General features: G+C 56.1%; 25 protein-coding genes and 1 tRNA gene. 9 read left to right on the plus strand and 17 right to left on the minus strand.

Going from position 1 to position 25,459, the window contains the following annotated elements; genetic code table 11:
• Window positions 1-60 precede the first annotated feature (60 nt).
• Both SIB72_RS10605 and SIB72_RS10610 read left to right on the plus strand, forming a co-directional pair.
• On the plus strand, window positions 61-1,410 hold the full coding sequence (locus SIB72_RS10605) for a DEAD/DEAH box helicase (protein ID WP_115121635.1): 1,350 nt from the start codon (window positions 61-63) through the stop codon (window positions 1,408-1,410).
• Window positions 1,411-1,631: 221 nt separating this feature from the next.
• Window positions 1,632-2,276, plus strand: a complete 645-nt coding sequence (locus tag SIB72_RS10610; RefSeq protein ID WP_413743845.1) for a J domain-containing protein — start codon at window positions 1,632-1,634, stop codon at window positions 2,274-2,276.
• Here SIB72_RS10610 and fmt read toward each other — a convergent pair.
• The 11 genes from fmt to SIB72_RS10665 all read right to left on the minus strand — a co-directional run bounded on the left by fmt (window position 2,265) and on the right by SIB72_RS10665 (window position 12,663).
• Window positions 2,265-3,299 (minus strand): methionyl-tRNA formyltransferase, encoded by a 1,035-nt coding sequence (fmt, locus tag SIB72_RS10615; RefSeq protein WP_115121633.1) that lies wholly within the window; start codon window positions 3,297-3,299, stop codon window positions 2,265-2,267. The two genes, SIB72_RS10610 and fmt, sit on opposite strands and share 12 nt — an antisense overlap.
• Before the next feature lie 21 nt (window positions 3,300-3,320).
• A complete protein-coding gene (locus SIB72_RS10620; protein WP_115121632.1) occupies window positions 3,321-4,706 on the minus strand; it encodes a TldD/PmbA family protein in 1,386 nt (461 codons plus the stop codon).
• Window positions 4,707-4,708: 2 nt separating this feature from the next.
• Complete coding sequence (locus tag SIB72_RS10625; protein ID WP_413745109.1) at window positions 4,709-6,154, minus strand: TldD/PmbA family protein; 1,446 nt, start codon at window positions 6,152-6,154, stop codon at window positions 4,709-4,711.
• A 120-nt stretch (window positions 6,155-6,274) separates the two neighbouring features.
• Window positions 6,275-7,357 carry a magnesium-protoporphyrin IX monomethyl ester (oxidative) cyclase gene (gene acsF / locus SIB72_RS10630; protein WP_115121630.1) on the minus strand — a complete coding sequence of 361 codons (1,083 nt, stop codon included), beginning with the start codon at window positions 7,355-7,357 and terminating at the stop codon, window positions 6,275-6,277.
• Between the two features lie 68 nt (window positions 7,358-7,425).
• Complete coding sequence (locus tag SIB72_RS10635) at window positions 7,426-7,863, minus strand: DUF2996 domain-containing protein (protein WP_244281713.1); 438 nt, start codon at window positions 7,861-7,863, stop codon at window positions 7,426-7,428.
• Window positions 7,864-7,919: 56 nt separating this feature from the next.
• On the minus strand, window positions 7,920-8,486 hold the full coding sequence (locus tag SIB72_RS10640) for a hypothetical protein (RefSeq protein ID WP_115121628.1): 567 nt from the start codon (window positions 8,484-8,486) through the stop codon (window positions 7,920-7,922).
• Window positions 8,483-9,091 carry a flavin prenyltransferase UbiX gene (locus tag SIB72_RS10645; protein ID WP_115121786.1) on the minus strand — a complete coding sequence of 203 codons (609 nt, stop codon included), beginning with the start codon at window positions 9,089-9,091 and terminating at the stop codon, window positions 8,483-8,485. Before SIB72_RS10645 ends, SIB72_RS10640 begins: the two co-directional genes overlap by 4 nt.
• 46 nt (window positions 9,092-9,137) lie before the next feature.
• Complete coding sequence (locus SIB72_RS10650) at window positions 9,138-11,471, minus strand: RNB domain-containing ribonuclease (protein WP_413743846.1); 2,334 nt, start codon at window positions 11,469-11,471, stop codon at window positions 9,138-9,140.
• Window positions 11,472-11,599: 128 nt separating this feature from the next.
• A complete protein-coding gene (locus tag SIB72_RS10655; RefSeq protein ID WP_115121626.1) occupies window positions 11,600-11,908 on the minus strand; it encodes a TMEM165/GDT1 family protein in 309 nt (102 codons plus the stop codon).
• Between the two features lie 13 nt (window positions 11,909-11,921).
• Complete coding sequence (locus SIB72_RS10660) at window positions 11,922-12,221, minus strand: TMEM165/GDT1 family protein (protein ID WP_115121785.1); 300 nt, start codon at window positions 12,219-12,221, stop codon at window positions 11,922-11,924.
• A 67-nt stretch (window positions 12,222-12,288) separates the two neighbouring features.
• Window positions 12,289-12,663, minus strand: coding sequence for a YkgJ family cysteine cluster protein (locus tag SIB72_RS10665; RefSeq protein WP_115121625.1), 375 nt, complete (start codon window positions 12,661-12,663; stop codon window positions 12,289-12,291).
• 110 nt (window positions 12,664-12,773) lie between these two features.
• Between SIB72_RS10665 and psb30 the strand changes: the two genes are divergently transcribed.
• Entirely contained in the window at window positions 12,774-12,881 is a 108-nt protein-coding gene (gene psb30 / locus SIB72_RS10670) for a photosystem II reaction center protein Ycf12/Psb30 (protein WP_115015186.1), read from the plus strand.
• Here psb30 and SIB72_RS10675 read toward each other — a convergent pair.
• A complete protein-coding gene (locus SIB72_RS10675; protein ID WP_115121624.1) occupies window positions 12,860-14,224 on the minus strand; it encodes a chloride channel protein in 1,365 nt (454 codons plus the stop codon). The genes psb30 and SIB72_RS10675 overlap by 22 nt on opposite strands.
• Window positions 14,221-16,116: a single-stranded-DNA-specific exonuclease RecJ gene (recJ, locus tag SIB72_RS10680; RefSeq protein ID WP_413743847.1), complete on the minus strand. Its 1,896-nt coding sequence runs from the start codon at window positions 16,114-16,116 to the stop codon at window positions 14,221-14,223. Before recJ ends, SIB72_RS10675 begins: the two co-directional genes overlap by 4 nt.
• A 71-nt stretch (window positions 16,117-16,187) precedes the next feature.
• Here recJ and SIB72_RS10685 point away from each other — a divergent pair, with 71 nt between their 5' ends.
• From SIB72_RS10685 to SIB72_RS10695, 3 genes are read left to right on the plus strand one after another with little or no spacing between them, the layout of a single operon-like run.
• Window positions 16,188-16,943 carry an HAD-IA family hydrolase gene (locus SIB72_RS10685; protein ID WP_413743848.1) on the plus strand — a complete coding sequence of 252 codons (756 nt, stop codon included), beginning with the start codon at window positions 16,188-16,190 and terminating at the stop codon, window positions 16,941-16,943.
• Entirely contained in the window at window positions 16,943-17,278 is a 336-nt protein-coding gene (locus SIB72_RS10690) for a DUF565 domain-containing protein (protein WP_413743849.1), read from the plus strand. The genes SIB72_RS10685 and SIB72_RS10690 overlap by 1 nt, the downstream gene beginning before the upstream one ends.
• Window positions 17,241-18,197, plus strand: a complete 957-nt coding sequence (locus tag SIB72_RS10695) for a hypothetical protein (RefSeq protein WP_413743850.1) — start codon at window positions 17,241-17,243, stop codon at window positions 18,195-18,197. Before SIB72_RS10690 ends, SIB72_RS10695 begins: the two co-directional genes overlap by 38 nt.
• A gap of 3 nt (window positions 18,198-18,200) precedes the next feature.
• Here the strand turns inward: SIB72_RS10695 and rpmF are convergent, their stop codons facing one another.
• A complete protein-coding gene (rpmF, locus tag SIB72_RS10700; protein ID WP_115015175.1) occupies window positions 18,201-18,377 on the minus strand; it encodes a 50S ribosomal protein L32 in 177 nt (58 codons plus the stop codon).
• Between the two features lie 87 nt (window positions 18,378-18,464).
• Here rpmF and ftsH point away from each other — a divergent pair, with 87 nt between their 5' ends.
• Both ftsH and SIB72_RS10710 read left to right on the plus strand, forming a co-directional pair.
• Window positions 18,465-20,255: an ATP-dependent zinc metalloprotease FtsH gene (ftsH, locus tag SIB72_RS10705; RefSeq protein ID WP_413743851.1), complete on the plus strand. Its 1,791-nt coding sequence runs from the start codon at window positions 18,465-18,467 to the stop codon at window positions 20,253-20,255.
• Between the two features lie 108 nt (window positions 20,256-20,363).
• Window positions 20,364-23,162: a UPF0182 family protein gene (locus tag SIB72_RS10710; RefSeq protein ID WP_413745110.1), complete on the plus strand. Its 2,799-nt coding sequence runs from the start codon at window positions 20,364-20,366 to the stop codon at window positions 23,160-23,162.
• A gap of 43 nt (window positions 23,163-23,205) precedes the next feature.
• Here the strand turns inward: SIB72_RS10710 and SIB72_RS10715 are convergent, their stop codons facing one another.
• Entirely contained in the window at window positions 23,206-23,808 is a 603-nt protein-coding gene (locus tag SIB72_RS10715) for a peroxiredoxin (protein ID WP_115015171.1), read from the minus strand.
• A 159-nt stretch (window positions 23,809-23,967) separates the two neighbouring features.
• Between SIB72_RS10715 and SIB72_RS10720 the strand changes: the two genes are divergently transcribed.
• Entirely contained in the window at window positions 23,968-24,261 is a 294-nt protein-coding gene (locus SIB72_RS10720; protein ID WP_115015170.1) for a hypothetical protein, read from the plus strand.
• Between the two features lie 71 nt (window positions 24,262-24,332).
• Here SIB72_RS10720 and SIB72_RS10725 read toward each other — a convergent pair.
• Window positions 24,333-24,406, minus strand: a tRNA-Met gene (locus SIB72_RS10725).
• A 36-nt stretch (window positions 24,407-24,442) separates the two neighbouring features.
• Window positions 24,443-25,453, minus strand: coding sequence for a peptidoglycan DD-metalloendopeptidase family protein (locus SIB72_RS10730; RefSeq protein ID WP_413743852.1), 1,011 nt, complete (start codon window positions 25,451-25,453; stop codon window positions 24,443-24,445).
• Window positions 25,454-25,459 lie beyond the last annotated feature (6 nt).

Raw genomic sequence — 25,459 nt, forward strand, 5'->3', positions numbered from 1 at the left:
TGGTCCTCCCCATTGGGAGAGCCCATTGCCCGGTCCTCCCTAGGTCTTGCTTCTAGGGTGATGAATCATCGCTTGCAGGTCATCACCGCTACTGCCGCCCCTTCGTCAGCGTCCTCATCAAATTTTGATGACCTGGGTCTCAGTGCACCCCTTTTGAAGGCACTGAGCGAGAAGGGTTACAGCACACCATCGCCGATTCAGGAGCAGGCCATTCCGGCTGTGCTCAGCGGCCGTGACTTGATGGCGGCGGCTCAGACAGGCACGGGCAAAACTGCTGGATTCACCCTGCCCATGTTGGAGAGGCTCAGCCACGGAGCCCGTTCTGGACGTTGCCAGATCCGTGCTTTGGTGCTCACCCCTACCCGAGAACTTGCCGCGCAGATTCTTGACAATGTGCGGGTTTACAGCCGCCACTTACGCCTTCGCAGTGATGTGGTGTTTGGTGGGGTCAAGGTCAATCCCCAGATTCAAAGGCTGCAACAGGGAGTGGATTTACTGGTCGCCACTCCTGGACGTTTGCTCGATTTGTATCAGCAAGGCGCCATACGCTTTGAGCGAGTTGAATTTCTTGTGCTTGATGAAGCCGATCGCATGCTTGATATGGGCTTCATTCATGACATTCGACGCATACTCTCAAAGTTACCGGAGCGACGTCAAAACCTATTGTTTTCAGCCACCTTCAATCCATCGATTCGCAAGTTGGCTACAGGGCTGCTCCATGATCCGTTGCAGATTCAAATCACTCCGCCGAATCAAACGGCCCGTACCGTTCAGCAGTTGGTTCATCCCTGTGATATGAAGCGCAAGCCTGAACTGCTCAGTCATCTGATTCGAACCAATAATTGGCAGCAAGTTCTAGTGTTCTCTCGTACAAAACATGGGGCCAATCGCGTTGCTGAGCGCCTGAGCAAGGAAGGGCTTTCAGCCGCTGCGATTCACGGCAATAAGAGTCAGGGGGCACGTACCCGAGCTCTTCAGGGCTTTAAGGATGGATCGGTGCGAGTGCTGGTGGCCACCGATATCGCAGCACGTGGGATCGATATCCAGCAGTTGCCGCACGTGGTCAATCTCGATCTACCCAACGTGGCGGAGGACTATGTCCATCGCATTGGTCGTACAGGGCGAGCCGGCGAATGTGGTCATGCGATTTCTCTCGTCGCGGCGGAGGAATCCCTTCTTCTCAAGGCGATTGAGCGCACAACTCGTGAATCGTTAGAGAAGGTCTTGATCCCTGGTTTTGAGCCCACCGTTCTGGAAGCCCCACCAATCGACCTCAGCGGAGGCCGTGGTCGTCGGCCCTCTCGGTCAGGAAGTGGATCAGGGACGCGCCATGATCGTGGCCGGGCCGATAAACCTCGTTCCAAATCATCCGCGCGCCCAAGACGTACCGGACGGACTTCGCAGCGCTGAGCTGAGCGACCCCTATGGGCTTCGATCCACGACGCAGGTCAGCTGATCCTCGTGCTCGACAAGTCACCAGCAATGTGGATGCTTTGTTGGCTGAGAATGAAGCGCTGAGAAGGCAGTTGCGTCAGCTTCAACACCGCCTAGAGCTTCTTGAACAGAGGTCTGACCCATCTCCACGCCATAACCAACAGTCAAAACAAGCACCCTCTGGGGGACGCGTTCATGTGACCACCGCGCAAGTGGATTCCTGGGGGCAGGCTCTCGCTCAGCAGCCTGGCTGGAGCACACTGCGCGCCCAGGGGCTTGAGACTCTGGTGGACAGCCTGAATCGTCAGAGTTTTCACCCAAACCTGACCTTGCAGCAACGTCTTGACCGTTTATTGCCAGGCCTCGGCCAGGACCTTCTCCAGGCCCTCGATGGAGGGATGAACAAGAAACGATGGGCCGTGCTTGCTGCCTTCGCCTTGTATGGGGTCCGCACGCGTGAGTGGCTCGATGAAGACCCTCGTCGCGTTGTCCAAGACTTATGCCAAAAAATGGCGCGTACCACCAGTGGGCGACGAACGCGTACCGATCAGAGGCACTCTGACCGTGCCAGTCATCGTGCAAGTTCTTACCAGGGGGCCAAACAAGCCAACGGCAAGGCCCGACACGCAAGCCGCGACACCAACAACCCAACTGGAGCACCACGTTGGGCTGATCCTCGGCTAGTGGAGTGTTTACAGGTGCTCGGACTGCGTTGGGGAGCATCGCGTGATCAGATCAAACAGGCACACCGTCGCTTAGTCAAAAAGCATCATCCCGATGTGGGCGGATTTGCCTCGGACTTTCATCGGGTCAATGCCGCCTATCAACACCTAGTGGCCTAGTTGGTCTCCCGTTTCTGCCTGAAGTTGTTGCAGTAACTGAGCACCAGAACTTTTCTTCTTTCCCTCTAACTGGGCCTCTCTGATCAGTAGAGGACATCCTTTCGAAGCCACCACCAAGCCATGCTCGGGCACCACTTCCAACACTGTTCCAGGTGCAATCGTCTCAGTCGAAGGGATCCCAGCTTCTAGTCCCCAGCGCTCTGTGAGGGTGGTCGCCGCTGTCGACAGTTGATCACTCAGCCGTCTGATTAACGGTTCTGTCCTAAAGATTTTGAGGCGCTTCCCGTTCCATCGGGTTGAGGCGGCTGGGTACAAGCCCATCACCTTGCGATGAATGGTTAGGGCGGATTGATTCCAGTCGATCTGGAAGTCGTCTTTCTGAAGCATGCGGGCATAACAGCTTCCATCGCCCTGGTGTCTGACGCCCAGCCTTTGCAACCGTTCTGGTTCATGGCCACGTCCGGCGGCCTCGATCAGTGGCATCGATGTCACCATCAACTCGGCGGTGAGCTGGCTGAGGCGCTCACTCAGAACGGAGGCGTTGTCGTGTAGACCAATCGCCACCTTCTCCTCAAGCAGAACAGGTCCAGTATCGAGACCTTCCTCCATCGCCATGATGCCGACACCGGTTTCGCCGTCTCCTTCGAGCAGTGCCCATTGAATCGGACCGGCCCCACGCCATCTGGGTAGGAGAGAGCCGTGGCCATTCCAGCTGCCAAGCGGCGTCATCTCCAGCACATTCTTAGGAAGGATCTGCCCGAAAGCGACGACGACAGAGACATCGGCACCAAGGGATGCCAGTTGGTCGACACAGGCCGCATCCTGTTTGATCTTTTCCGGTGTGTACACGGGCAGATCGAGAGCCAAGGCTGCGTCTTTGACGGCCGAGGGCATCAGTTGTTTGCCGCGTCCGCGCCTGCGGTCGGGCTGGCTAACCACGCCAACGACAGTGTGGCCTGCCTTGATTAGGGCCTGCAGAGTGGGAACCGCGTAGGCAGGTGTGCCCCAGAAGAGGATCTTCACGACAGTCGATCTCTCAGTAACTCAGGCTTCGCCAGTGATCGCGAGACCATCCACCCAGACGTGAGGAGAAACTCCCTGATGGGTCACCTTGGCGTCAGGTTCAAGATGCACGATGCCGCTAAGGACCTGGCGGATATCACCAGCCACCGTTGCTGACTCGACCGATATTTTTTCACCATCACGCACCAGCCAGCCATCAAAGGGCAGCGAAAAGGAACCCTGACTTGCCTTCACTCCTGCATGAAGGGCATTGAGGCTCTCGATCAGAACAAAGGTGTCAAGGCTGCTCGAATGATGGAGATGGGTTGTGCCACTCGTTGTTCCCTCGCTCGTACTCACTTCAAACCAGTCAGGACCAACCGAGACCTTGGCGCCCAGTCCGGCATGGCCGGTTGGCTCCACGCCGAAATGACGCGCTGTTGCTTCCGAATGCAGGAAACTTTCCAACAGGCCGTTGTGGATCAGGCGCAGGCGTTGTGTCGGTGTCCCCTCCCCATCGAAGGGTGCTGCTCCCACATGGCCAGGATGCAGACCATTGTCGTGGAGAGACAAAAACGGCACAGCCAGGCGCGAGCCGATCGAATCAGCGTCACTGAGGCTGACCCCATCAAGAATGGCCCGGGCATTCATCAAGCTGCTGAACGCACCAAGAAGATCGAGGAAAGCTTCCGGAGTGAAACAGACCAGATAACGACCGGTATCGATCGGTTGGTAATTGAGATGACTCATCGTGCGTTGGGCTGCCTCATCAACGCAGCCCTGTACATCAAGCCCCTCACTTCCGAGTGCGACACGTATCGCGCCGCCACTGCGGGGCTTGCGGCCCATCTCTTCGGCTCTGGCGTAGAGATAAAGACTGGCTTGTGTGCGTTGCACCTGCCTCACAGCACCGTCGCTATTCAGGTAGATCCGCTCGCTGCTGCCTTCACTGAGGCCGTTGTAGGGCACGGTTTCAATCGCTTGATGCTGGCCAAGCAGATCCTTCTCAGCATGTTTAAGGGTGCTGAGCAGTTTCTGAATCCCCAAGGCAGGTTGCAAGGGCCGGTTCAGTTCCGGTGTCGGTGCCATGGCAAGCGGTGAGAACCCGGGAATATCGTTGGCATTCCCAAATTGACTGGCGTCTCTCGCCCCGATGAGTGCTCGCTCAAGGCCTGATGGCGAGAGATCGGTTGTACTTGTGATCCCCACCAAGCCTGCAGCGTTCCAAACACGCACGGTGATGGAACTGCGCTGGGAGGCTTTCAGCTGCTTGGCTTCACCGCGGTCCACCTGAACGGTGGCATTGCTACTGCGGCTTGCCCCTAGATCCCATTTGTGGATCCCTTCACGATGGGCCATCCCATCGAGCTGGTCCCGAAGGTCTGAAACGTTGAGCGCTTGAGGTGCAGTGCTATTGGTGCCTGACATGTTCAGCGGCCTCCCACGGTGATGGAATCGACCTTGATGTGAGGTTGCCCCACGGTGACAAAAATGCTGCCGCTGACAGAACCGCAGTATCCGGCTGCAAGATCTAGGTCATCAGCACACATCGAGATGCGGGGCATCACCTCCTTGGCTTCGCCGATCAAGGTGGCTCCTTTCACGGCCTGACCCAATTGACCGTTCTCAATCAGATAGGCCTCCTCAACTGAGAAGTTGAACTGGCCTGTCGCTCCAACACTTCCACCCCCCATCGATTTGCAATAAAGCCCTCGGTCAATTGAGCTGATCAGCTCTTCTGGTCGATGGGGACCGGCAGCGATGTAGGTGTTGCGCATGCGACTGGCTGCTGCGAAACCGTGGTTTTGTCGCCTGCCACTGCCTGTGCGCTGATGGCCTGTTCGCATCTCACCTGCCCGATCACTGAGGAATCGTTTCAGCACTCCGTTCTCAATCAAAACGGTTCTTTGCGACTCCATTCCTTCATCATCCATGGCAATTGAGCCAAACGCACCGGCACTGAGGCCTTCATCAATGGCCGTGACCGCAGGATTGGCAATGGTCTGGTCAACCATGCCGGCGAAGGGCGATGTCCCTCGTTCCAGTTGGGTGGTTTCCAACAAATGGCCACAGGCTTCGTGGAAGATCACACCACCGAATCGATTGGCCAACACCACGGGCATCTGGCCTCCATCCACATAGTCGGCGTAGAGCATGGTGGCTGCGCTCGCACAGACCTCTGCCGCCGAGGCGTCCACATCCCAAGTCTTGAGGTCGTCAGGCCTGTCTGTGGAGCCATAGCGCCGTCCGATACTGGCCCGGTGCTCACCATCGGCAGCGAGCACACTCAAACCACTGGATTGGTGCAAACGGATATCGCGAGCAAAAGTCCCATCACTTGCGGCGACAAGCACCTCCTGCCAGTCACGTGAATAGCTACCGCGTCTGACGTCGAGGTGTTGTCCATGCCGCTGCAACAGATCGGTTCCCTGAAGCAACAAGGCCGTGCTTGAGGAAAGGTCTGGGGCCTGAACGAGCCATCCCTGTTTCTCTAATCCAAAATCGCGCAAAGGCCGTAGGCCCTCGAAGCTGCCCAAACTTGCTGCAGCGTGGCGTTCCAGATTGAGCATGCCAAGCGCCTGATCGAGGGCCCTGAGAAGCCCGGCGTCGCTGAGATCGTTTGTGCTGACGAAGCCATCGCGTTGGTTGCTGAAAACACGAATTCCGGCCCCCATCGCAAATGCTGGACTGACGCTCGTGATCGTGTCCTGTTCAGCCAGGACACCGATGTGGTCCGTGCGTTCGAGAAAGACCTCCACGAGGTCTGCCCCGGCCCGACATCCTTCTCCGAGCAAGGCTTCGAGCCGCTGCTGCCAAGCCGTCTGGGCCGGATCTAGCCCATGGTCTTGGCGTTCCGTTGGATGGGATGCAACCAAACCGCCCGAATGCGTCAAGCTCTGATTATGGAGAACTGAACAGAACAATGCCCGGCTTGCGCCAGGCATTGACAGATGCACGTTGTGAGATCTGGCCGACGGTGAGTCGTTTGCGATTGACTAGCGCACGGCTGGCTGGTATTGGTCACTGCGCACAGGCGACATCAGGAAGAGGGATGCCATCTGCACTCCGTTGGCCAGCCAGTGGGGCAATTTGCGCACCAGCTTCAGGGGAGCAGGTGCGCTGCTGGCATCGGCTGCAGCCAGGGCAGCATTGTTGTTCACAAGGTTTTCAAGCCCATCCCAGAACTTGGGATTCTTGACATCGAGCACAACTGGGAAGACTCGTGCCGATGTCTCGTTGGTCTTGTCGATGACCATCCGGTCGTACTCGCGAGCGTCGAGACCCAGGGATTCATAAAACTCCTTACGAGCCACATCACGCACATACATGGTCGCGAAAACGGCCAGAAGAAAGAAGCGACAGAACAAACGAGCGCGAAAGCCGCGAACGGTGTCTGGCTGCGCTTTCATCAGGGCATCAAAGAAGTCGCCGTGACGGTTCTCGTCCTGACACCAGTTCTCGAAGAAGTTGAAGATTGGAAAGATCTTGCTGTCTGGGTTTTTCTCTAAGTGACGGAAGATGGCGATATAGCGCCAATAGCCAATCTTTTCTGAGAGATAAGTGGCGTAGAAGATGTATTTAGGCTTGAAAAATGTATACTTTTTGTTGGCAGTCAAAAAACCCAAGTCAAGCTGCAAGCCGAAGTCACTCATTGATTTATTGAGGAATCCAGCGTGGCGTGCCTCGTCTCGGGCCATATGGGCGAAACACTCAGCGAGGAGAGGATTACGCGTCTTGATCCGGCGACTCAGTTCTTTGTAAAGCAGAAAACCTGAGAATTCTGAGGTGCAGCTCTGCTCTAGAAATTCAACAAAAACTTCTCGTGTTTTGGGGTCGAGCTTCTCGGCGGCGCCGTCGAATTCACCATTACGGACAAAATGGTGGCGGTTGTAATCCTTTCGGAACTCTTCGCAAATGGCTTCTAGTTCCGCCTCGTTGGGGCGGAGGTCCATCGCCGCCATCTCATCGAAGTCGGTCGTATAGAAGCGGGGCGTCAGGATCGTGTCCTTGACCGGGTCCTTGATGGAAACGGCTGAATCCGCTGCTGCGGCTTCACTGACGGCGGTTGGGGGCACCATCGAATCTGAGCTTCAGTGGCAACCAATGTAGGCGGAGCACCGCTGATCAAGGTTGATCGTGTTAAGCCTCAGTTGCCACCCAACCATTTCTGGCCGTTGAGCCTTTGCAACAGACGGGATTGCAGCAGGGCCAGAGTCATTCGCTTCTCGTCGATCAGAAACGACTCGAGCAGGCTCGCATCCGTGCCCGGATCTGCAAGTGCAATGGTTTTGGAGGAGGTGATGGAAGCCTCTGAGAAACACAGCCAGAAACGGCGGCCAGGGGGCAGTTCGCCATGCACCATCCAGCATGTGCCACCGACAACAGGCCGTTCGCCTTGCCTGAGATCAAGGACGGCAGGGGTGATGTTGTGATCTTGCAATCCCTTCCGCAGGGCGGGAATCAGCTCTTCATGGATGAACGCCTCGAACGGCTTGTCTTCCGGCTTCGGCGGCTTAGCGACTTTATCTGCCTTCTTTGGCTTGTCAGAAGGTGCAGGAGTTGCTGCAGCTGGAGTTTCGCTCACCATGATGGCCTTCACTGGCGGAACTTTAGTCAGCGCAGGCAAGCAGTCACCAGCCCTCACCAGTCATCCGGCAGCGGACGATCCCAGTCGTCATCGAGGCTTGTCATGTCCGCAGTGGTCGTTTGTGGTTGTGTCGTTGTTGCCGCTGCAGTTCCTGCCCTTGAAACGTTCTGGGCTTGTGCAGGCTCTGGGTATCCCTTGTTTCCCCACTGGATAACCCTGAACGGAACAGCGACGGTTGGAGCGGGATCACGCACATCCCGTTCAGGCCATTGCACCGTGGCTTGTTGGTTGATCTCTGTTGTCTGTTGATGCGGTGTGAAAGGTTCTTGCTCCACAGAGGGGGGCCAGAACTGATCCTCAGGCTTGTCCCAGCCCAAGGGACGATGCACTTGTCTGCGCAGAGGAGCACTGGCAGCGGATGCCCCATAAGCAGCCAAAAAACTAAACAGACCAGCTCCTCCTGCTGCGACAGCCACCCAGGCTCCGATCGGAACTGCTGGGCTGCGCCAAGTGAGCAGTTTTAAGGACGTGGGTTGGCGCAGATTGAGGCTGGCCACGATCATGGCTGCCACTAGGGGGCTGAGGCTGGGCAGTAAGAGAAGCTTCTGGAGTCTGGTCATCCCTCTTCGTCTCGCCAGCGTTGAATCGGTGTGAGTGATTCACCAAGCCCATCGAACAGGCGCACCACCAGAAAATCGACCATCTCTTCGAGACTTCTCGGTTGGGTGTACCAGGCTGGGATCGGTGGAGCAATCCTTGCTCCAGCTTCAGCCAAGCTGGTCAAGTTGCGCAGGTGTATGAGGTTCCAGGGCATTTCCCTGGGCGCTAACACCAGAGGGCGACCTTCCTTGAGGTGAACATCAGCACAACGTTCAACCAGGTCGGTGGCGACACCTGCAGCGATTCTGCCAACGCTGCCCATGCTGCAGGGCACAATCACCATGGCGCGGGTGCGAATACTGCCGCTGGCAATCGTTGCCGCCTGATCATTCCAGCGGTGGCAGTGGAGGATTCCTTGATCGCAGCGGAGTCGCTCTCTCCAGAAGCCTTCCTGTGTTTGAGGATCGACAGGAACATTGACCCCCATTTCCGCTTTCCAGACCTCATGGGCACCCCTGCTGAGAACGAGGTGAACATGGCGATTGTTTTGCAAAAGCAGCTCAAGCGATCGCTCGGCCAGCTGTTGGGCTGAGGCTCCAGTGACCGCCAGGACGTAGGGCAGCAATGCTTGATCGTTCTGATTTGAATAAGTCACAGTGGCGGCGCTTGGCTTACTGGTCGCTCACTGCGACGGGAAGCGACTCCTTCCCCTGGCTCGATTCAGGCTCAGTTCCAACGATGTCGAGATCGATTTGATTACGGAGCACGTCCACCTTGGTGACTTTGACGACGACTTCGTCACCCAGCTGATAGATGCGACGGTTACGCCTGCCAACGAGGCGGTTCTGGCGTGATCGGTATTCGTACCAATCATCGTTCAAGGAGCTGACGTGCACCATCCCTTCCACCCCTGAAGGCGGGAGTTCGACAAAGAAGCCATAGCTCTGTACACCGCTGATACGGCCTTTGTGCTCCTGTCCAACCATGGGTTCCGCACTGCGAGCCTGGGCCATCGCGATCAGATCCTTGTCCAGCTCGGTCTGCTGTCTGCGTCGGCTATTCAGACGCACCAGCTGACGTGGTTGGAACCCTTCGAGCAGTTTCTGTTCCTGACTGGCTGTCAGCAGAGCCCAACGGACGGCACCACCTGCGCCGCTTCGGCCAAGGTTCACCTTTTCCTTATGACGCACGCTGGGGCGATCTTTGCCTTCGTTGAGCAATGCAGCAAGAACATGCTGGTTAATCAGGTCTGTCGCATGCAGGGTTGGACAACACCATGGAGCTCCAGGTTGGAGGGATGGGATGGATTCGGTGTTGGGCAGAGGCGGTTCTCCATCCTCTTTCTCGGCATCAACATCGCTGAGAGCTCTTGCTCTGATCGCTCGCACCATTGGGTCAGGGAGCGCCTGACGCATCTGCAGATCGAGCATTCTCCGCAAAGGGCTGTCCTTAAAGGCTCGAGCCAGATCTGCCGCTGAGGGAGTTCCTTCATCATCCAGTTCCAAGGGCAGATCAAGACCCAAGGCAGTTTTGGCTACATCATTGAGCGTTGATGGTTCAGCTTCCGCGGCTTCAAGCACCAGGAATGGAAGATTGAGATCCGAGGCGTGTTGGGCCCAGCACTGGTCGGCTGCTCTGATCAGAACAGCGAGGATTGCATTGGGATCTTCTTCATTCAGGGGTGCCAGCCATTGATGGCGACACGAATCTGGCGATGCACAGCGCAGATCCCCAAGATTTTCTAGGGCTGGAGCAGGCAGGTCCAGTTCAATCCCCCCACGACTGCAGGCCTGCGCATGCAGACTTCGGGCACAGAAGATCAAGGTCTCGATCTGACCGAGCTGGTCCTTGAGAGGCTTAAGCGCCACCGGTACGGTGCGTGCCTTGGGCTTGCGGGTCGCCAAGGCGGCCAGGGCTTTAGCAGTCACGGTGGCGACCGGTCGCACCGTGCTGAGTTGAAACTCCCACTCGCCAATTGTGCCGTCGGCGCTGATATCAAGACGCAGCGAGATGGCGTCTTGGCTTGCATTCTCTTCGAAGCGGCTCGCTTGCGTCAGTGTCGTGTTCAGTAAAGGCTGCCAGGTCTCTCCTAAACAGAGAGCTTCTCCCTGATCTTGCAGCCAATGATCCATGCTGCTAGCCGGGTTAATCCTCTCAGCAATCGATGGGGCATGCAGCCAGAGACGGCTGCCGCCTTCATGGGGTTCCACATGAACTGCTGGCAGGCATGGAGCCTGAAGGCCAGCCCATGAACGGAGTAACAGCGAGGGTTGATCGGTGAGATCGACTCTTTTTTTGGTTGAAGGGGTCTTACTACTGGCTCGAGGAGCTGGTGGCCTTTTGTGCAGGTGGGCTTTGGTGAGAAGAAGCTCACGATCACCGGTAGGCCCTGCATCGAGGGGCAACGGTCGTGCGACGTGGCCACGAGCAGAAAACTGAGCCACCGGATATCGGTCGACCTCCACTTCGACAACTGAGGGTTCGTCGATTTCAGTCAGATGACAGACATCCGCTTCGGGCAGTTCGATGGTCGCGAGCACGCGATCATCGAGTGGTAAGGCCATCAGGCGTTCGTCCTGCTTTTCGAGCTGGGCGAGAAGGCTGGTGGTATTGCGTTCAAGAATGCATTGCACGCCCCCTTCGGGTGATCGACGACGACCACCCTCCCGTGTAATTCGCACAAGTACACGGTCACCGTTCCAGGCGTGATTGAGCTGGTGATCTCGCACGTAGATATCTTCACCGCCGTCTTCGCGGATGGCAAAGCAGAAGCCTTTGCTGCTGCAACGCAACCGCGCCTCAATCAGGCTTTCGTCTTGGCAACGGCTGACCTCGTCTTCTCCAGCGAGCTCGAGCACTCCAAGTTTCGCCAGGCTTTGCAGCGCCAGAGTTAGATGCTGCTTTTCAGCGCGGTTACTGAGCCGCAAAATCTTTTCGAGTTTTCCCGTTTCCAGAGATCCGGTTAGCGGGAGATGGTCGAGGAGATCGGCGACCGAGAACTTCATCGTTGGGTGTGAGCTGGCCGGCCTACAGGGCCGGGGGCGGTGATCACCTTGGACAGGCCCTTGAACCGGAGCTCAAGAACCACGCAGAGGATGTCCAGGTGTTGATGGATTTTAGGTGCAGACCGGAATCAGTCTTCTCCTGAGCTTTTCAACGCTTTTGAGGACGACAACATCGGCCAGAGCAAACGGATGCCGATCAAAAGGAAGCCAGCAGAGGCCAGAAGCTGGAGCAGGTCAGCGGGCACAACGCTGGCCATGGATCCTCCTGCGAGTGCCCCGATCAGGCTGGCCAGTACAAGAGCGCTCGACGAGCCAATGAACACAGCCAGTGGTCGGTTGGATGTGCCGCTGATCGCCACGGTTGCTAGCTGAGTCTTGTCACCCAGTTCGGCAAGAAACACAGTGACGAAAGTGGAGGCAAGCAGTGGGAAATCCATCTGATCTGAGCCTTCAAAGTGAAAATTGAGTGATGGATTGCAGGGCTTGAAATCCAAGCCAGAGACCCAATCCCACCATCAGCACTCCCGCCATCTGTTCCAAACGCTCTGGGGGGAGAATTGTGGAGAGCCAACGCCCTACCAGCACGCCAACCAAGCTGGAACAGATCAGGGCGAACGCTGCCCCAACAAACACCAACCATGGTTCACCCGACTGGGCGGACAGGAGAAGGGTGGCGAGCTGGGTTTTGTCACCTAGCTCTGCCACGAAGACAGTGGTGAAGGTGCTGAGCAAAACCGCCGTGAAGCCCATCCCCGGCTTCGATTGATCGTCCTCAGCTGGTACTGGATTCACGACACCAGTGTTGGAGGTTTCGATCTCAGGCATCTCGTTTCCTTGATCCCGAAACAATCTGATTGAACCTACGCAGTTCCCGACTCCGGCCTCCGTACACAGACCGGATCTGTTGATGACAGCAGGAGATCGCAAAGCTGTCGGCTTGCTCTGGCGGAACTTCAAATAAGCTCGCGAGGCTGGTCACCCGACAAAAATCAGGCCGATCGTCATAAATCCGACAGCGCCTTCCACCACTGTCGTAATGCCTACACCAACCGTCGACACCGACCAAGTCAAGATAGATCTCGCGTTGTTCATCGTTAAGCACTTCGAGTGCCTCCGGTCGCTCGTCAGGAGCTAGACGACAGCATGCACCGCATTGACTGATACAGCTCCAAGAGGGTTTTCCCCTTGCCATGGCCTCTCTGCTGTGACGCTGTATCACAGTGGCAGGGAATGGTGCCTGGAATCGAGTGACATGTTCCGTAGCCTAATGAGATCATTGCGTCGGATCACCGCACAATCTCCATGGGTATTGACTTCCATCTGATTTCCAACTTCGCGGCACTCGCGCTGATTGCTCTTGCTGGGCCGGCAGTGATCTTCATCTTGTTTTACCGTCGCGGCGCTCTTTGAAGCAGGCTTAAGGCGTGATACACAGGCTTTCTTGCAATTAGACGGCCTGTGTACGCGGCTATCACAGCGGCCATCACCACTCCGGCAAATAACTGCTGATCTCCAGCCAGGCGCCAGGCAAAAACGATGGAGACGAGGGGCAGTTGTGTCGCCCCCGATAAGCCTGCAGAAAGTCCTAGAGCGATCCCAAGGTGTTGGCTCACCCCCATCACAGCGCAGATGGTGTATCCAAGCAGTGCCCCAAAGGTGAGGGATGGATCGATCAATCCTCCGGGCACCCCTGGGGCAAGGGCGAGCATCGGACCGATCACCCTGACCAGCGTGATCCACAAACTTGTCAGGCCTGCAGACAGATTTCCCCCATTCGGATCAGCGTTGGGCATGCCCTCTCTGATCAATTGTCGGATGAGGGCCTCACCATCAGATGTGCTGGTGCCCCAGCTCGCAAGCGCCAGAATTGTGAGTGCACCGCCTAGACAGAGGCCGGTTCGAATTGGGAAGCGCTGAACAAAAGGGGCGATCCAACCACTGCTCCAGACCAGTCCTCTGTTGAACAATCCACCCACGACTCCACCGGCAAGACCGATGGGGATCGCCAACAGCAGTTGCTCAGATTCAGGCGTCATCACATTGATGACGCCGAGACCGAACAGAGGCACTCCACCAAAGTTGCTAAAACCGGCTGCGGCAACACTGACGACAAGGGCCGGCCAGATCGTTGTGATGGCGTAATCGGTGGTGAGCTCCTCGAGCATGAACACCGCGCCTAGCACTGGAGTATTGAATCCGCCTGCCAGGCCTGCTCCACCACCGATCGCCACCAGTTGTCGTTCATTCAGGCTGGGAAGCCACTCTCCGCAGCGTCGTTGCAGAGCTCTGGCCACAGCGGCTCCTACTTGGACAACTGGACCCTCCCTTCCGAGGGGAAGCATTGCCGTTGTGGCAATGGACCAGAGCACACCACGTTGAATCGTTCCCGGTGCCGCCATTGCACCCGCCATCAGCGCCGGATCCTCTAGCGCATTCATGGTGGAGGGGATGCCTGAGCCTGCGCCGGCTTTCCAGGGACCACGCTGAAGCAACAGCAGGATTGGCATCACCGCTAACGGCATCAAACAGACCAGCAGGCCTGGGGCTGACCATTCACCGGCTTCGGTTGGAAGCAAGTCGAACAGTTTGTCTTGTAAACGATCGACAATGTTCAGAGGCCAACAGGCCAATCCAATGGCGATACCGACCACCAACAGGCCGATGAAATGACGCACCAGGCTGCGCAGTGATGAGTATTTGAGGTCAAGTAGTTCTGGGAAGAGGTGATGGCGGTGCCTCGGATCCAAACTCATGGCTGCAGTCCGAGGCCGATCGCGGCCTCTTCGATCAGGGCTGCAACGTAGGGGTGCGAGGCCCTGTTGTCGTCGCACTGATGTAGGCCGTCATCGCGGTAATCAATCACGAGCTTCTGGCCGGAAGCATTGGCGAGGACGATCGTTCCAGGCTTCACTTGTTCGCACTGATACTCCTGGCCATGACGTTGCAGCACGATGGTTGGGTGATGGGCACGAATGGCCTGGATCTCCAGCTGCAGTCGTTCCTCTCCTTGCCATCGATTCAGAGAGAGCCTGAAGGCGAGGTCAATCCGTTCTGGAGTGGAGGCTCCTCCTTTCCATCGCCAGGCGATGCCGTCATGCAGTGTTTCTCCCTGCCTCAGGCGTAAGCGGAGATGACCTCCCCGCAGCTGACGCTGATCAATCACCTCACAATCACGTGCCCAGAACAATGGAGTTGGATTGCCGATTCCAAAAGGTTCGAGTTTCTGCAACGACGACCAAAGGCCTCTGTCGATCTGATCGAATCGCAGTAGAGCCTCTGGCTGCAAAACAACTCCCTGATGGCGCGACGTCATCCATTCAGCGGCGACGTCATTCAGCTGCTCATGCAGTGCCGCAACCCGCTCTGGCTTCACGGTGAAACCACCAGCGGCAGGGTGTCCTCCAAAACGCTCAAGGTGCTTGGCACAGGCGTGCAGGGCTTGGTCGACAGCAAAGCCTTCTGGTGCGCGGACTGAGGCCCGCATCAGTCCATTGCCTTCTGCTGCCAGCAACGCGGCTGGACGTTGGTAATGATCCATCAGTCTTGCCGCGACGATGCCAATCACCCCGTGGTGCCAATGCCCTTGAGCTAGGAGCAGAAATGGAGGCAGAGGTTGCGCGTCTGCCTCGACAAGGGCCGTCGCTTCCGCCTCGATCGCATCACACAGTTCGCGTCTCTGGCGATTCAATCCATCACATTGTCGTGCGAGTTGCACTGCTGTGTCGGCGTTGTCTTCAGTAAGCAGATCCACCACCAGTCGTGGCTCACCAAGTCGACCCACCGCATTGATCCGTGGCGCGATTTGAAAGCCAATATCGTCAGCTCTCAAAGGTCGTTCTTCGAGTCCACTGAGCTGCTGCAAGGCCTTTAATCCAGCGCACTTTGTTCTGTGAAGACTGCGAAGTCCTTCCTGCAACCAAACTCGATTCGCCCCGGTGAGGGGTGCCATGTCTGCGATCGTACCGATACAAAACAGGTCCCTTGCACTGGTGATCGCGTCAGGTTGATTCAGAGCCTCGGCGAGACAGCGTGCTAGCACGAAGGCCAGTCCCACCCCCGCCAATCCTCGATACGGAGAATGTTCAGGTGTGGTGGCAGGGTGCACCAAGGCCAGAACCTGCGGTGGTGGGTCCGGGATGGTGTGGTGATCGGTGATGATCACTTCCACTCCAAGAGCTCTGGCGGTACAGAGTGCTTCTGCTGCTGCCACACCGTTATCGACGGTCACAAGCAGATTGACTCCGTCAGCGTGGAGCTCCTCAACCATGCGTGAGTTGAGTCCATACCCATCGTCCATGCGACTGGGGATCGCGGCAATTGGCTGGGCCTGAAGGGCTTGAAGCGCTCGGATCAACAACGCTGTGCTGGTCATGCCATCAGCGTCGTAATCACCGCAGATCGCGACCCGTTCCTGTTGCTCACAGGCGATGACAAGACGAGCTAGAGCAATCTTGAGATCGGGGAAGTGGCCGTCGGCAGGGGGCAGATCCGGAGGCTGAATCCAGGCTTCAGCGCTCTCAACTGTTTCGGTGCCTCTCCTTGCCAGCACAGCACGCAGCGCAATCGGCAGGGCGACACCGGAGAGTGGATTTCTCCCTGCGGGACGGGGCAGTTGCCAGAGCTGTGGGAGAACGGCTGTGGGCAAAGAGATGAAGCATCAAGTCTCTGCATTGTGGGGCTGATCCAAGCTGGGTGAACCCTTGGCAGTGAGGATTCATGCCCCGATTGCAAGCGGTCTTCTGGGACGTGGATGGAACCCTTGCCGATACGGAGATGGATGGCCATCGTCCGGCCTTCAACCAGGCCTTTGCTGATTTGGGATGGGGCTGGCAGTGGAATCGGGCTGAGTACCAACGTTTGTTGGCCATACCGGGAGGGACCCAAAGGGTTGCCCAATACGCCATAGAACGTGGAGAGGTACTCGACGCCACCCAGCTCGAGGACTTGCGTCGTTGCAAACAGCTTCACTATCTCAATCGCATCCGTGGCGGCGCTGTGAGCTTGCGGCCTGGAGTGAGTCGGCTGCTCAATCAGCTCGTCCACGCAGGACTTCAGCAGTGGATTGTCACCAGCAGTGGTCGCGCCTCGGTCGAAGCACTTCTGGAAGGACTTTTTGCCAATGCAGACGTTCCCTTCGATGGCGTGGTGAGTGCCAACGATGTGGAACGTCACAAGCCCTATCCCGACCCTTATCTCTGTGCGCTGGAGCGCAGTGGTGCAGACCTTGATGGATCAGTTGCGATCGAGGATTCTGCGGCCGGTCTGATTGCTGCTCACGAGGCTTCTCTGACTTGTTTGGTCACGCCTTCTCTCTGGGATCAGCAGTTACCAAAGCAGTTACATCGCGCTTGCGCCGTCTTCAATCACCTTGGCGAGGCGACCCTCCCACATCTCCAAACGTCAGGCCCCCCTTGTGCCAAAGGCATGGTCACGCTGGAGTATCTGCAATCTCTTGTTGATTCAACCTGCTGATGGCGCTCCAGCTCACCCGCTATGCATGTCTTCAGCGCCAACTTGGCCAGCAGCTTCGGCCTGCCTTCACCGGACCATGGAAGCGTCGCAGCATCGGGGTTTTGGCCCTGTTGATCGGCTTTTTTCTGGGCAGCAATTTCACCAGTTATTACCTCCAGAAGATTGGTCAGCGCCCCGTTGTGGTGTTGGTGTTGGTGTTGCTCGTTGAATTGATGATCCGGTTGCGCACCAAAGTCGTTGCGGATCCTTGGCCGATGTCGTGGTTGGCTCTCGACAACCTCAGGATCGGGGTTGTGTATGCCGTCGTTCTTGAGGCCTACAAACTTGGTTCCTGAGCATCGTTTGGACCTGTCTGCTTCCGTTCCAGGCCATACCGATCTGCTCGATCGGCTTGGATGGTCGGAACCCCAGGCCTGGGTTGAGCACTGGCAACAACGAGGCGGAACCGCACTGGCCTTGGCAGCCTGGCCATTTCCAGTGGCAGCAGATTGGTTGTGGTGTGTTGGTTTTCCTCTGCTGACAAGACTTGAAAGCTGTTGCGGATGCTTGCCACGCCAGTTGATCGGTCTCAGCGGTTTGCCTGGCTGCGGAAAAAGCAGTCTTGCCAAATGGATTGACATGGCTGCATCTGAGCTGGGCCTGTCCGTTTCGGTGGTGTCTCTCGATGATTTCTACTGGCCCGCATCGGAGATGGACCAGGCGATGAGGGGCAATCCCTGGTCAGTTCCCCGCGCTCTGCCTGGAAGTCATGATCTGGTTCTGATCCAGGAATGTTTGTCCAGATGGCGCCAAACCGGCGAGTTGCGCACCCCTCAATTTGATAAATCTCTTCGCGGTGGCCGAGGCGATCGTTGTGGTTGGCAGCACTCCAGTGCAGATGTTCTGTTATTGGAGGGTTGGTTCTTGGGGGCGTCACCGCAAGCGAATCGAAGCCTTGACCCTGAGCTGACGGCCCAAGAGCTGAGCTACCGCCAGCAGGCGTTGACCAAGCTGGAGGATTACCAATGGCTGTGGCAATCACTCGATCAGCTCTGGCATCTGCGGGCACCCGGTGTGTTTGCCAGCCGACTCTGGAAACAGCAACAGGAACAAAGCATGGAGTCCAGAACGGGTGTGCGTCTGTCGACTCAAGAGCTAGAAGGTTTTATTCGAATGATTGAAACGGCTCTTCCGCAAGAGTCTCTTCAGTCGATCAATCAAGCTGATGTTGTGGTCGAGCTCACGGATGAGCGCGTCATCCGTGAGCTGCGCTAACGCTCAGCTTTCGCTGTCGTCAACCTCGGAGACCGGATAGACAAATCCCTGGGCACGACCGCTCAGCACTGATTTTCCAAGTGACATGGCGCGTTGCGCCGCTGTGGCCGCCTTGGCCTTCCAGACAGCATGGCGCTGATTGCGCTTGCCCTTGGAGGTTTTCTTCTTGGGTACAGCCATTGCCGGCGAACTTCAGCCAAACGATGATCTTCCCCTGTCGAGAGTCCTCTCGTCAAATCGCTAGGCTTTTATCAACGCTGAAACGCTGTGAGTTCAGGCCCTTCGGACCGCCCCCAGAGCCCTGACACCCTGGCTCGTCCCAAGTCGGAATCCAAACCGATCTACAGCGAATTACTCCGCGAGATCCGATCGGGCGACGTCAAGGAATTGACGTTGATTCCACAGCGTCGTGAGGTCCTGGTGGAGTATTCGGACGGTCGCAAGGCAACCGTCTCGATCCTTGCCAACGATCAACAGGTTTTACGTACAGCTGAATCTGCCGGGGTTCCTCTCACGGTTAAGGACTTACGCCAGGAACAGGCTCTTGCGGGGGTCGTGGGCAACTTTGGCCTGATTCTGTTGATTGTTGTTGGTCTTTCCTTCCTGCTGCGACGTTCTGCACAGGTTGCTAATCGTGCGATGGGTTTCGGCCGAAGCCAGCCGAGGGTGAAACCACAGGACGATCTCAACGTTCGCTTTGAAGATGTCGCTGGCATCAGCGAAGCCAAGGATGAACTGCAAGAGGTGGTCACCTTCTTGAGAGAACCTGAGAGTTTCATTCGGCTTGGAGCCAAGATCCCACGTGGTGTTTTGCTTGTTGGCCCCCCTGGAACAGGAAAAACGCTTCTTGCCAAGGCGATTGCTGGCGAGGCCGGTGTTCCTTTTTTCTCAATGGCGGCCTCCGAATTTGTCGAGTTATTTGTGGGTGTCGGTGCCTCTCGTGTGCGAGATCTGTTTCGGCAGGCAAAGGAAAAGTCTCCCTGCATTGTTTTCATTGACGAGATTGATGCGGTTGGTCGTCAGCGCGGAGCGGGAATTGGTGGTGGAAACGATGAACGTGAGCAGACCCTGAATCAACTGCTCACCGAAATGGATGGCTTCGCTGATAACTCGGGTGTGATTTTGTTGGCGGCTACGAATCGCGTTGATGTGTTGGATACCGCCTTGATGCGGCCGGGTCGTTTTGATCGCCGTATCCATGTGGATTTGCCCGACCGTCGAGGTCGTGAGGCCATCCTTGCGGTCCATGCCCGCACGCGCCCACTCGATGACCGTGTGGATCTGGCTGAATGGGCGAAACGAACACCCGGTTTCTCAGGTGCTGATCTGGCGAATCTGCTCAATGAGGCGGCCATCCTCACGGCACGTCAAAACGCCAATGCCATCGGTGACGAGCAGGTTGAGTGCGCGCTCGAACGAATCACGATGGGGTTGACAGCAGCTCCTCTCCAAGACAACGCCAAAAAACGACTGATTGCCTATCACGAAATCGGCCATGCATTGGTGGCAGCGCTGACGCCTCAGGCTGGGACGGTCGACAAGGTCACGCTCTTGCCTCGAAGTGGAGGGGTTGGTGGTTTCACCAGGTTTTGGCCAGATGATGAGGTGATTGATTCCGGTCTGATCACCCGGGCAGCGCTGCGGGCCAGGTTGGTTGTGGCTTTAGGTGGTCGAGCCGCGGAAATCGTCGTCTTTGGCTCTGGAGAGGTGACCCAAGGTGCAAGCGGTGATTTGCAAATGGTGAGTCAGCTTGCAAGGGAAATGGTGACCCGCTTTGGTTTTTCGCAGTTGGGCCCGGTGGCTCTCGAGGCCGCTGGCAATGAGGTCTTTCTTGGCCGTGACCTGATGCATGCGCGCCCCACCTATGCCGAAAGCACAGGTCGCGAGATCGATGCTCAAATCCGCTCCCTTGCAAAGGACTCCCTGAATGAGGCCATTGCCCTGCTTGAGCCGCGTCGCGAGATTATGGATCGCCTTGTCGAATCACTGATCGCTGAAGAAACACTGCATACGGAGCGTTTCATGCAACTCGCCGGCCTTTCGAGCAGTAGCCAGTAATTTGGGTTAGCTGATCGCCAGGGATTGAGTCGTCCCAATCGAGGTAGGAGTCATCGCCAGCTTGAATGTCGACCGTGGCGTCGGCGTCAATTCTGGCTTGGTTCGGCCATTCTTATCCTGGCCTTTGTCTTGCTCTGCCGTCTTCAGGTTGAGTGGCTCTGGTTCGAGCAGTTCTCTCTCCAGGCGGTGCTTGTTAAGCGCTGGACTTTTCAGATTATCGCTGGCTTTTTAGCCTTCACGGTCGCTTCGCTTGGAGCCTTTTGGCGAAGTTCTTGGCTGCAGCTCTCTGACGATCATTCCTCAGTTTCATCGGACGATTCCCATCGCTTTGCTCTGAGCGGATGGCGTTATGGCTTGATGCTGTTGATCACTGCGGGGGCGGTCGTTGTTGCTCTGGCGGTGTTGATGCGTTTGGCCTGGCTGGCTTGCACCAACCCGTTCAGCCTTGGACATTGGTGGGAACAACCAATGACTGGTCACCCATCGATTGCTTGCACCCTTCTTCTCTTGATCGCTGTTGCACTCATTGCGCGATCGCGGCGGATTCGAACGGCACCATTGTTCATTTTTGGCAGCTTATGCACCTGTTTCACTGCTGCTCGGGCTTGGGGATTGTGGGCACTGGCCCTGAATATTCCTGCAACCGGTGAGCTTGAGCCTCTTTTCGGTGCCGATGTGAGCTTCGGCTTAGGTCGTTTCTCTGCCATCGCACTGCTGTTGCAGTTGCTGCTCGCACAGCTTGTTCTGACAGTCGCTACAGCACTACTGCGTCGCTTTAGCCGTCCTGCCGATGTTTCTAACTGGTCATTCCCCGGGCTCCAGCCGATTGAACGGCAGCGACTTCGCCCATTCCTGGCGCTGATTCTTGCTTTGCTTGCCGCATTGCTCTGGCTGTCTCGTCATCAATTGCTGTGGACCCAGGACGGCGTTGTGGCAGGCGCTGGATGGCTTGATGTGCATTTGGTTTTGCCATTGCGCCAGATCGAGTCGTTGTCGATGTTGGCGCTGGCTGTACTGGTGCTGCCTTTGCCGTGGGCGATGCATCGCCGCCAATGGCGCGCCTGGGCTACAACACTCTTGTTCGCTGCACTGTTGGCTGAACTCCTGCTCACACCATCACTCGATTGGCTGGTGGTTCGGCCCCGTGAACTCAAGCTTGAACGTCCCTATCTCACCCATGCGATAGCGGCCACCAGACGAGCATTTCAACTCGATGCGATCACGACCAGGTCGCTCAATCCAGCCTCGAGGGTCCGTCCAGAGGATCTCGTTGAAGGTGCCAGCACTTTGGACAATGTTCGACTCTGGGATAGTCAGCCGTTGCTGGCCACAAATCGGCAATTGCAGCAGCTGCGCGTTTACTACCGCTTTTCCAGTGCTGCCGTTGACCGATATCAAATCACTGCCGATCCAGGTCAGCGACAGCAAGTCATCATCACGGCAAGGGAACTGGATCAGGCCGCACTCCCCGATCGCTCTCGTACGTGGCTCAATCGTCACTTTGTCTTTACCCATGGTTACGGTTTTACTCTGAGCCCTGTGAATACACGGGCCGTTGATGGATTGCCTGAATACTTCATTAGCGACTTGGGTAAAGCCACCCGAATTCAAGGAAATGAATCGTTGAGTATCACTCAGGAAGATGTAGAAAAGCGGGTGCCAATTGGTCGTGCAGCCTTGTATTTCGGCATGCTGCCATCCCCTTATGCCATTGCTCCTACAAGCGTTCAGGAGTTTGACTTTCCTGAAGGCGATGAGAATACTTATAACCACTATTCCGGCAATGCAGGAGTTCCTTTGTCAAACCCCTGGCAACGACTTACAGCAGCGGTTTACCTCAAGGAGCCACGCTTGCTGAATACGGGATCACTGAAGACAAGCTCCAAGCTTCTTCTGCGCCGAGATGTACGTAAGAGAGTGAAAGCACTGGCTCCATTTCTCTCATTTGAAGGTGATCCCTATCTTGTCTCAGTGCCGATCGAAGGTGAACAAGCAGGTTATGACAGTGCACAGAATCAGTATTGGATCGTTGATGGCTATACCAGCTCAAGTACCTATCCCTACGCAGCCGATCTGCCAGACGGCACTTCGATGCGCTACGTGCGGAATTCCGTGAAAGCTGTTGTTGATGCTTACAACGGAAATGTTCATCTCTATGTGAGTGAGCCGGATGATCCGATGATTGGTGGATGGATGAAGCTCTTCCCGGAGCTTTTTCAGCCGTTAGATGCGATGCCAACACAGTTGCGCGATCATCTAATGGTTCCCAGCCATATGTTTCAACTCCAAGTTCAACAATTACTCCGATACCACGTCACCGACCCGCGTACATTCTATAGCGGTGATGATGTTTGGCAGGTCCCCTTAGAACTTTACGGTCAACGCCAAATTCCAGTCGCTCCATATCACATCACTGCACAGCTCACGCCCGCGCAGCGTTCAGAGTTTCTATTGCTTCAACCACTCACCCCGTTGGCCCGTCCCAATCTGTCAGCCTGGCTGGCCGCACGTAGCGATAGTCCTCATTATGGAGAACTGGTATTAATTCGTTTCCCTCCCGATCTACCCATTTTTGGTCCGGAGCAAATCCAAGCCTTGATCAATCAGAACCCTGTCATTAGTCAGCAATTCGGACTCTGGGACCGAGCAGGCTCTGAAGTGGTTCAGGGAAATCTATTGGTTCTTCCTCTAGGTAAAGCTCTTTTGTACGTGGAACCTGTGTACCTACGTGCAAGGCAAGGTGGATTGCCAACCCTGACTCGCGTGGTTGTTAGTGATGGAAGTCGAGTCGCGATGGATGTGAATCTGATGGATGCATTAAAAGCGTTGCTTGGTAAGCATTCCGCCACAGCTGTTGTTCAGGATCTTCATGCCACTCAGGAACCTCCACAATCAGCGTTGCCATAAAAAAGCCGCCCTTAGGGGCGGCACAATAAGATCAATGAAATGATCAGTTGACTGCAGCAAAGAATTCTTTGCTGCCCACTGGATCGGGCTTCATGGTCTTTTCGCCTGGGGTCCAGTTAGCAGGACAGACTTCATCGGGATGGGACTGTACGTACTGGAAGGCTTGGAGAACGCGAAGTGTTTCATCAACGTTCCTACCGACTGGCAGGTTGTTAATTGTCGCGTGCATGATCACGCCATCGGGATCGATGATGAACAGGCCGCGAAGAGCCACCCCTGCATCCTCGTCAAGCACGTTGTAGGCAGATGCGATCTCTTTCTTGAGATCAGCAACGAGGGGATAGGCAATATCGCCAAGTCCGCCTTGATTGCGGGGACTCTGGATCCAGGCAAGGTGGCTGAACTGGCTGTCAACAGAGACGCCTAGAACTTCGGTGTTCTTGCTGGAGAAGTCCGCATAGCGATCGCTAAATGCGGTGATCTCCGTGGGGCACACGAAGGTGAAATCTAGTGGGTAGAAAAACAGCACCACGTACTTGCCGCGATACTGAGACAGTGAGATCTCTTTGAATTCCTGGTCAACCACTGCGGTGGCGGTGAAATCAGGGGCCTGTTGACCCACTCGCAGACAGCCGGTGGCAGTCATGATGGAAGAGCGATGGTTCAGCTGTGGTGGTCAATCGATCGCTAAGGCGAAGTCGATCCCACTACCACTTGCTTTTGTCAATTTATCACGGTTGTTGCGTCAACGGATCCCTTGTCGGGTCACTTTGAGCTGCAGCAGGTGCGGCTCTAAGATGGGGGCATGATCAAACGTTCCATGGCCTGGGATCAGGCTCTTCTTAGGAAATTCAGTAGTACCGGTCATTTTCGACTTCTCAATCAGGTCCGTAGTGAGCTCAGGGCTCAACCACTTGTTCGTGACCCTCAGACCCGTGCTCTCACACTTCAGGTGAAGCCGAGGAAAGGCCAGTCTGTTCGCGCCCAGCGTCGCCCCAATGCTCTGGAGAACCATAGCGGCGACAGCCTTCTACCTGAACAAGCTGCAATGGCACCTCAGTCATTCCGAGATCGCCTTAATGCCATCGAGATGCGTTAAAAACACCCATTAGCATTGATAGTTAAGGCATTAAAAAGGCTCACTAGCTGTTAGTGAGCCTTTTGCTTAAATGACAAGGGGGAGACTTGAACTCCCGACCTGCGGGTTATGAATCCGCCGCTCTAACCAGCTGAGCTACCCTGTCGTGACCCAAATAGTTTAAACGATCGTCCGACGCGGATCAGGCTCGGCGACTTGGCAACATCGCCATTGGATCAACTGCTGCACCACCGGCTTTACGGATCTCAAAGTGGAGATGGGGTCCTGTGCTGCGACCAGTGCTACCCATCAACGAGATTGTTTGGCCCTGAGGCACTATCTGACCTTTGCGGACTAACAGTCTGCTGTTGTGGGCATAGCGTGTGGATGAACCATCTCCATGACTAAGTTCCACTAGATAGCCGTAGCCACTGCTCCAGCCTGAATAAGCAACAATGCCGTCCTTGGCAGCGATAATCGGTGTGCCAACGTTGTTGGCGATGTCAATACCTTTGTGCATCCGACCCCAACGCCATCCATAGCCCGAGGTGAAGACTCCCTTGGCAGGCCATAGAAAACTCTGAATCCGAGTCGGATCTAGGCCTCCAGGTAAGGAAGGAAGATTCGGCCAACTGGCGCCGCCGGAAACACCTGGCCGGATTGCCAAGAGTGAACCTTGTGCAGCATTGGCGACCCGTACATCGGATCCGATCACAAGTTTGGCGAGATTGAGGCCTGGGTTCAGCTGGCGAATCTCTGCAAGAGTGAGGCCATGATCAGTGGCGATGGAGACAATTGAATCGCCAGTGGAGACCCTGACGACATCGGACGGCGTAGGCGGTGCGGTTAGAGGAGCTGAATCGCGAATTTCACTTGAATTGAGATGACTCGAGAGAGCAATTAGACGCTGATTGGTCTCTGGGAGAACAACCCAAGCTCCTTTCTTGAGGATTGCCTCATCGGTCTGCTCATTGAGTTCGACCAATGTGTCCACATTCAGGTCGAGATCGTCGGCAAGAGTGGAGAGAGACACATCAGAGATCAAACGAACCCAGAGACGTGTTTCTTGGACCGGAGGTGGTGCTGTTGCGAGCAGAAAGTTCTGTGCGGTGACGTTGTGCTGTCCATCTGCGACACCTGGCAAACTGCCAATGGCTGCAATTCCCACAATTGGTAGTGCGGAGGTTAAAGCCAGAGTCAGCAGGGGCTTCATCAAAGC

The sequence above is a fragment of the Synechococcus sp. MIT S9451 genome, from assembly GCF_047304725.1.
GTDB lineage: Bacteria > Cyanobacteriota > Cyanobacteriia > PCC-6307 > Cyanobiaceae > Synechococcus_C.

Bases quoted from the DNA above. Each gene is read 5' to 3' on its own strand.
- SIB72_RS10605 (WP_115121635.1), top strand. From the start codon at position 61: ATGAATCATCGCTTGCAGGTCATCACCGCTACTGCCGCCCCTTCGTCA.
- SIB72_RS10620 (WP_115121632.1), bottom strand. From the start codon at position 4,706: ATGTCAGGCACCAATAGCACTGCACCTCAAGCGCTCAACGTTTCAGAC.
- acsF (WP_115121630.1), bottom strand. From the start codon at position 7,357: ATGGTGCCCCCAACCGCCGTCAGTGAAGCCGCAGCAGCGGATTCAGCC.
- SIB72_RS10640 (WP_115121628.1), bottom strand. From the start codon at position 8,486: ATGACCAGACTCCAGAAGCTTCTCTTACTGCCCAGCCTCAGCCCCCTA.
- SIB72_RS10650 (WP_413743846.1), bottom strand. From the start codon at position 11,471: ATGAAGTTCTCGGTCGCCGATCTCCTCGACCATCTCCCGCTAACCGGA.
- SIB72_RS10655 (WP_115121626.1), bottom strand. From the start codon at position 11,908: ATGGATTTCCCACTGCTTGCCTCCACTTTCGTCACTGTGTTTCTTGCC.
- SIB72_RS10660 (WP_115121785.1), bottom strand. From the start codon at position 12,221: ATGGGCTTCACGGCGGTTTTGCTCAGCACCTTCACCACTGTCTTCGTG.
- SIB72_RS10665 (WP_115121625.1), bottom strand. From the start codon at position 12,663: ATGGCAAGGGGAAAACCCTCTTGGAGCTGTATCAGTCAATGCGGTGCA.
- psb30 (WP_115015186.1), top strand. From the start codon at position 12,774: ATGGGTATTGACTTCCATCTGATTTCCAACTTCGCGGCACTCGCGCTG.
- SIB72_RS10675 (WP_115121624.1), bottom strand. From the start codon at position 14,224: ATGAGTTTGGATCCGAGGCACCGCCATCACCTCTTCCCAGAACTACTT.
- SIB72_RS10685 (WP_413743848.1), top strand. From the start codon at position 16,188: ATGCCCCGATTGCAAGCGGTCTTCTGGGACGTGGATGGAACCCTTGCC.
- SIB72_RS10690 (WP_413743849.1), top strand. From the start codon at position 16,943: ATGGCGCTCCAGCTCACCCGCTATGCATGTCTTCAGCGCCAACTTGGC.
- SIB72_RS10695 (WP_413743850.1), top strand. From the start codon at position 17,241: ATGCCGTCGTTCTTGAGGCCTACAAACTTGGTTCCTGAGCATCGTTTG.
- rpmF (WP_115015175.1), bottom strand. From the start codon at position 18,377: ATGGCTGTACCCAAGAAGAAAACCTCCAAGGGCAAGCGCAATCAGCGC.
- SIB72_RS10715 (WP_115015171.1), bottom strand. From the start codon at position 23,808: ATGACTGCCACCGGCTGTCTGCGAGTGGGTCAACAGGCCCCTGATTTC.
- SIB72_RS10720 (WP_115015170.1), top strand. From the start codon at position 23,968: ATGATCAAACGTTCCATGGCCTGGGATCAGGCTCTTCTTAGGAAATTC.
- SIB72_RS10730 (WP_413743852.1), bottom strand. From the start codon at position 25,453: ATGAAGCCCCTGCTGACTCTGGCTTTAACCTCCGCACTACCAATTGTG.